This window comes from Enterovibrio nigricans DSM 22720, from assembly GCF_900167155.1.
Classification (GTDB): Bacteria; Pseudomonadota; Gammaproteobacteria; order Enterobacterales; family Vibrionaceae; genus Enterovibrio; species Enterovibrio nigricans.
Genome location: NZ_FUXU01000133.1, coordinates 1 through 6179 on the forward strand (window position 1 = coordinate 1; position 6179 = coordinate 6179).

Annotated in this window: 6 protein-coding genes and 1 pseudogene; 5 read left to right on the plus strand and 2 right to left on the minus strand. The window is 44.8% G+C overall.

Going from position 1 to position 6179, the window contains the following annotated elements; all coding sequences use genetic code 11:
* Positions 1 to 282: 282 nt before the first annotated feature.
* On the plus strand, positions 283 to 768 hold the full coding sequence (locus B5D35_RS22255; protein WP_078754624.1) for a hypothetical protein: 486 nt from the start codon (positions 283 to 285) through the stop codon (positions 766 to 768).
* A 755-nt stretch (positions 769 to 1523) separates the two neighbouring features.
* Positions 1524 to 2474: a TDT family transporter gene (locus B5D35_RS22260; RefSeq protein ID WP_078754625.1), complete on the plus strand. Its 951-nt coding sequence runs from the start codon at positions 1524 to 1526 to the stop codon at positions 2472 to 2474.
* Positions 2475 to 2524: 50 nt separating this feature from the next.
* Here B5D35_RS22260 and B5D35_RS22265 read toward each other — a convergent pair whose 3' ends face one another.
* Positions 2525 to 3424, minus strand: coding sequence for a LysR family transcriptional regulator (locus B5D35_RS22265; protein ID WP_078754626.1), 900 nt, complete (start codon positions 3422 to 3424; stop codon positions 2525 to 2527).
* 146 nt (positions 3425 to 3570) lie between these two features.
* Between B5D35_RS22265 and B5D35_RS22270 the strand changes: the two genes are divergently transcribed.
* From B5D35_RS22270 to B5D35_RS22280, 3 genes are read left to right on the plus strand one after another with little or no spacing between them, the layout of a single operon-like run.
* Complete coding sequence (locus B5D35_RS22270; RefSeq protein WP_078754627.1) at positions 3571 to 3978, plus strand: VOC family protein; 408 nt, start codon at positions 3571 to 3573, stop codon at positions 3976 to 3978.
* Positions 3979 to 4001: 23 nt separating this feature from the next.
* Positions 4002 to 4529, plus strand: a complete 528-nt coding sequence (locus B5D35_RS22275) for an NADPH-dependent FMN reductase (protein ID WP_078754628.1) — start codon at positions 4002 to 4004, stop codon at positions 4527 to 4529.
* Positions 4530 to 4577: 48 nt separating this feature from the next.
* Positions 4578 to 5897 carry an MATE family efflux transporter gene (locus B5D35_RS22280; protein ID WP_078754629.1) on the plus strand — a complete coding sequence of 440 codons (1320 nt, stop codon included), beginning with the start codon at positions 4578 to 4580 and terminating at the stop codon, positions 5895 to 5897.
* A gap of 13 nt (positions 5898 to 5910) precedes the next feature.
* Here B5D35_RS22280 and B5D35_RS22285 read toward each other — a convergent pair.
* Positions 5911 to 6179 (minus strand): annotated as a pseudogene (locus tag B5D35_RS22285) (IS5/IS1182 family transposase); the annotation flags it as partial.

Consider the following 6179-nt stretch of genomic DNA (forward strand, 5'->3'; position numbering starts at 1 on the left):
CATGAGACTACGACGATTGATGGGTGTAGCCGATCAGATCGTAGCTTCTAGATTTAGTTCCATCGATTTAAGCAACAAAGCCCATTAAAGCTTCGAGACGAAAATCTTAAAATAATTGATATTGCATTTGAGATAGGGTTTGGGAGTGTAGATGGCTACCAAAGAGCCTTTAGAAAAGAATTTGGTTTAAACCCTAGTCGCTACGCAGTGAAGCCTACACCCGTCAACCTTTTTATTCCTTATGGTGTTAAATATAGACCCTTAGCTAATAGAGGCATTGCGATGAAAAACGTAACCAATATTTTTATCCAAGTAATTGAAAAGCCAGCGCGCAAGGTGATGTTAAAACGGGGAATCAACGCAAAAAACTATTTTGAATATTGTGATGAGGTAGGCGGAGATATTTGGGGACTTCTTACCAGCATTACGTCGATTAGCGAAGAGCCTGTCTGTCTTTGGTTACCGCCCGCTTATATAAAACCGGGTACCTCTGAGTATGTACAGGGTGTCGAACTCCCCAATGACTACAATGGCGAGATTGTAGACGGTTTCGATATTATTGATTTACCTTCGGCAATATACCTTAAGTTCCAAGGAGAGCCTTTTGCTGAAGAAGACTACCTACAAGAAATTGAAGGTATGTGGAGCGCCATTAGTAAATATGACCCAAGTAACATAGGTTACTCTTGGGATAAACGAAACCCTAGAATCCAACTTGAACCCATCGGTGCAAGAGGATATATCGAGCTAGTCGCTATAAAATCGTAGTTAAAACATAAATATCAGCACCGAAAAGTTTTGTTTAGACGCCTCTGCGGGAGATTATACACCTCCCGCATTGTATTATTTTTTAAAACCCTTCACGGCCACACCATGAAACCTGAAGATATGACATCCAGAAAACTGGATCGATCCAGTTCAAAAAGATCACATTGCGTCTACATCATTAGATGGCTATTTCTCGAACGTGTCTTTTCTATCAAACGAAAAAAAGCCACCTTTCCGGTGGCTTTTTGGTTCATCTCTTTAAGTTGAAAATTAGAATACTGTAGTGTTGCTATAATTTGCGTTTTACTCGCCTGCTCACTATGTCGAGCGACCTAGCCTCGTGGACATATTCACATGGGCTCATTGGACTAGCGAGGTCTTTCACTTAAAGTGGCGTATTTCTACGCTGATGTAACATTCCAAATTGTTATGTCACTCATGCTGCCAGTCTCACTTTCTGGCTGAATCGAGCAGAATGCTCGTCCTAATCGTCTAAATTGCCTGAGTGCCATTTGATTATAGGGCAACCCATTCCTACCGCTACGTCTCATTATTACGATTGTGACGAGCTTTCCGAATATAGATTTTGGTGGCTACAGACACCCATTTTAGGCAAGGATTATGCTTAGGAACGCGGCCTACAGCGCGATTCGATGCATGCTATTAAAACAAAAAAGAAAATGTCAGCATACAGTCAAAACCGTTATTGATATGCGTATAATAAAGCCCAGATCTCGTGCTCTTCATTTTAATTCATGGATGTTAGATTGACCGCTTTCCACTCGCCTTTTCGTTTTATACCCACCGCTCAAGCCTCATTGGCGATGGCATTTTTTGGATTGGGTACGGCTTGGGCACTTTATCACCCGATAACTGGCTCTATTTCTCGCCCTCTTTTGTCTTTCATCGGCATTTTGCTGATCACACCGGTTTGGATGAAATACGCCCTGGAACCCAGACGTTTTTTCCAAGATCTGCGAGATCCGCTCTACGGTAGCTTAATGGCGCCTATGACCATGTCACTCTTATTGATGGCCGATTTCCTTGCCGAAATTCATGTAAAGGCCGCCGCGTTGGTGTGGTACCCCGCCATGACAATGCACATTTTCATGGCCTGCTACTTTTTCTTTCATCAAGCAAAATCGTTTGAGAAGTGCAATATCTATCCAAGTTGGTTTCTTTATCCGGTAGGGCTTATCAGTAGTACGCTTGCTGGTCCGAAGCTTGGTTTTGACCACGAATCGGCCATGCTCGCACATGTCTGTATTGGTGCATACTTTTGTATGCTGCCGTTCGTATTGTACCGCCTATGTTTTTTAGAAACCTTACCGAGAAACTCTCGTCCTGTTCTGGCCATTATGGCCGCCCCTGTGAATCTGGCACTCACGGCATACTTGGTCAATCTTCCTTCTCCAGATCCCGTCTTAGCGGGCGCATTAGCGGGTGTCGGTATTATGATGACGCTGTTTGTCTATCTCTGTTATTTCGATTTACTCAAAGAACCGTTTCAACCCACTATCGCAGCACTCACTTTTCCATCAGTCATCAGCGCGGTTGCCATGGAGCGTTTAACACTGTGGCTTGGCACTGACTTTCCTCACTGGTCATGGCTGGAAAGGCTGGGGCTGTTTGAGCTGGTTATTGCTACGCTGCTGGTGGCCTGGGTAAGTTTTGGCTATATCCGACATTATGGTTTCGGTCGTTAATATCCCCGAAGTTGAAAATTTACCCGATATTAAAGCCCCTCTAAGGGGCTTTAATTATCGCCAAGCTCTTCAATAACAATGTCGATAAAACTCCGTACCTTAGAGGACATGTGTTTTCTGCTTGGGTAAACAAGAAAAATTTCTATTGGAATTCTCGGGTATTCCGGAAATAGCTCCACCAGCTTTCCCGACGAGAGTTCATCTCGCAGATTAAACCGAGGTGTACGGATTATTCCCCGCCCTTCCAAACACAGTGACAAAATCAATTGAGAGCTGTTCGACGTCATAAAGCTCTCGACATTCACTTCAATCACATCGCCGTTAGGCTCTGTATATCGCCATGTATTGTAATTCGGTAAATTTCTATAACTGATCACGCGATGGTTTGTCAGTTCATTAGGGTGATTGGGGGTACCGAATGCGTTCAAATAATCAGGAGATGCGACTGTCACACCTTCCGATGTCATAAACTTTCTGCAGATCAAGCTGGAATCTTCGAGGGATTGCGTAGCTCGAACAGCAATATCAATGCCTTCCGCGACCAGATCTACTTTCCTGTCATTTAATTCAACGTCGAACGTAATGTCTGGGTACTTGTCGGTAAAACGACTGATAAGTGGAGCGAGTGAAATCAAACCAAAGCTTGTCGGGCAACTGATTTTCAGATGTCCTTTCGGGGTGTTTTGATGGCCGAGCATCGCACTTTCTAACTGCGCTGCATCCTGCACGATTTGTCGGCATTGCTCATAGTAAAGATCCCCTTCAGGCGTCAGGTTTAGAGAACGCGTTGTCCGGTGAAGAAGCCTTACACCGAGCCTCTCTTCTAATTTATTGATTTCTTTACTTATATATGATGTCGAATGACCCGATTTTTCGGCGGCCTTTGTAAAACTGCCATACTTAACCACTTCTGTGAAAATGACCATTCCATCAAACAGTTGTGTATTCATCGCCTTTTCCAATCACTCACCATTCAAGCAAGCATAACGACATTAGCTGTCATATGGAAACAATCCTTCCACATGCAGGCTATTAATCTTCTAACGATTAGCAATTAAAGTAAGTACAACGTTACGAAAAGGAAGAAGGTGGTCCCATGAAGGAACTGACAAGAGTGAACCACATCGGATTGCGCGTCAGTAGTTTTGAAGCTGCGACGTCTTTCTATGGCAAACTGGGTTTTGAATATGTCGCAGGCCCTAGTGGACCAGAGCCAGTCGCCATTGTCGAACACCCGTGCGGCATCAATATTAACTTTATTCTAAACGCATCGAATAAAGACGGTGTAAATGTGTTGATGGATACGCAGGAAAAATTAACGGGTTATACGCATGTTGCTCTCGAAGTTTCAAATATCAACGCTGTCATAGAAAACTTAACCGCGATGGATATTCCTCTCTCTGGTGGGCCGATGAATCATCCCACGGGAACATCAATATTCATCAGAGATCCCGACAGAAACGTGATCGAATTTATTGAATACATGGGCACTCGCCAACTTTAGATCGAATTTATAAGGAAACCATGATGAAACTATTAGCATTTGCCGCATCTAGCAGCGCACAATCCATCAACAAAGCACTGGCTACACATGCAGCCAGTTTAGTCGAAGGTGCAAGCGTCGAAATTCTCGACATCAATGACTACGAGATGCCCATTTTCAGCACAGATCGTGAAGCCGAACTCGGGCACCCAGAACAAGCGCAAGCGTTCTTTAAAAAGATAGGTGAAGCTGATGCCATCATCGTTTCCTTTGCTGAGCATAATGGTTCTTATACTGCTGCATATAAAAACCTGTTTGATTGGACATCTCGTATTGAGCAAAAGGTTTATCAAGGCAAACCTGTCGTTTATCTGGCTACATCACCAGGCCCGGGCGGCGCACAAACCGTATTAAATTCAGCCGTAACCAGCGCTCCCTATTTTGGTGTAGACCTTAAAGGCTCACTGTCCGTACCTAGCTTCTACGACAATTTCGATATGGAAGCACAAAAGCTCAACAATGCTGAACTACTCGACGCGTTGAAAACAACGGTCAATGTACTGGCTGTATAAATGTACTGACTGCACAACGGGTGGTCATTTCAATAAGGCAATTGGCACATGGATAATGCATTGCTGAAAAAGCCGATCGGTAGCGCGTTGGTTTCAATGGCCGCGCCTACCGCAGTTGGCATGTTACTGACCTTCTTGTTTCAACTGGTCGATACGTATTTTATCGGTCAGCTCGGTGTTAAAAGCCTCACGGCAATCAGTTTTACTTACCCTATTTATATTCTCATTGTTGGCTTATTCATGGGGATTTCTGCAGGCTTATCTGCGGTAATTGGCCGGTTACTGGGTGAAGGATATATAGACCGAGCCTCATATCTAATTGGACTGTCGCTGGTTATTTTTGGCTTTCTATCCGCCATAATTGGCCTCGTCTGCTACCTTCTCGGTGCCAGCGTGTTTGAGCTCTTGGGCATGTCTGATGATTTGTATCCGCTTGTCGCTGATTACATCAATCCCCTTTTCTTTGGCATGCCGTTGTTAAGTGCTGTTTTAATTGCAAACGCATCTCTCATGGCTAAAGGGGTCATGCTAAAGCCGATGCTGGTCATGGCGGTCGGCGGCTTTACTAATCTCATCCTTGACTACGTCTTTATTTTTGGATGGGGACCCGTCCCCGCCTTGGCGTTGACCGGCGCAGCAATTGCGACAGTTATTTCATGGGGGATCATGCTCGGCCTGATGCTCATCCTCTTGGTCAAAGAACACATGCTGCCTCTTCATTTTGCAGAGTCGCTGGACAAAGTGGCACTTTATGCTGATGTCAGAGATACTGCTCGGCTTGCCACACCTGCGATTGCCGCACAAATCCTTACTCCGCTATCCGTTGCGGTCATCACGCGTATTGTATCTGCATACGGAGAGAATGCCGTAGCAGCATATGGCATTGTCACACGGATTGAGTCTCTTGCTTTAACGGGAATTTTAGCGCTCAGCGTGATCATTACGCCGCTCGTAGCACAAAATTATGGGGCTTATCGCCAAGGGAATGTCAGTTTCCTCAGACTCGACAACATAATCGCGCTTTCCGGTCGTATTGCCGTCTATTGGGGCGTGATTTTCTATGTCATTTTGGCGTTAATTGGGCGAATGCTGGTCACTTTTTTCACTCCCGAACAACAGATTGTCGATACTGCTTATCGCTACCTTTTGATTGTCGGATTTTCGTTTCCGGCTTTTGGGTTGGCATTGATCTCCGCATCGTTCTTTAATGGCATTCAATTGCCGATGTTGTCATTAAAATTAACGCTCGCAAAAACGCTATTGTTTACGCTTCCCCTCGCGGCGCTGGGTTCCTTGTTCTCAGAAACGTTTATTTGGGTTGGATTGGGGCTTTGTTGCTTAATTCGGTTGGAAGACATGGCAGCCTAAAGTTGTTCGGTTCTTAAGCAATATACTGAGTTTCAGGCATACCCAGTCCTGTAAGCTTGTTCAGCGCTTTGATCATAGCGTAAGTCTCGCCAACCTGAGCATTGTAATTTCTTAGGCTTAATTTCCCACCTAGCAGCTGTTTTACTCGGTACATTGCTGTCTCTGATAGTGAGCGCTTGTGATAGCCATACCGCTTTTTCCACTTCTTGTTGGAGCCGTAGAGCTTTTGACAACCTACTGCTAAATTGCGAGGGTGTCCTTGTTCCCAGAATGCAGCCCCTT

What these genes read in the sequence shown, in the direction of transcription:
- B5D35_RS22255 (WP_078754624.1), top strand. Translation starts at nt 283, where the DNA reads ATGAAAAACGTAACCAATATTTTTATCCAAGTAATTGAAAAGCCAGCG.
- B5D35_RS22260 (WP_078754625.1), top strand. Translation starts at nt 1,524, where the DNA reads ATGGATGTTAGATTGACCGCTTTCCACTCGCCTTTTCGTTTTATACCC.
- B5D35_RS22265 (WP_078754626.1), bottom strand. Translation starts at nt 3,424, where the DNA reads ATGAATACACAACTGTTTGATGGAATGGTCATTTTCACAGAAGTGGTT.
- B5D35_RS22270 (WP_078754627.1), top strand. Translation starts at nt 3,571, where the DNA reads ATGAAGGAACTGACAAGAGTGAACCACATCGGATTGCGCGTCAGTAGT.
- B5D35_RS22275 (WP_078754628.1), top strand. Translation starts at nt 4,002, where the DNA reads ATGAAACTATTAGCATTTGCCGCATCTAGCAGCGCACAATCCATCAAC.
- B5D35_RS22280 (WP_078754629.1), top strand. Translation starts at nt 4,578, where the DNA reads ATGGATAATGCATTGCTGAAAAAGCCGATCGGTAGCGCGTTGGTTTCA.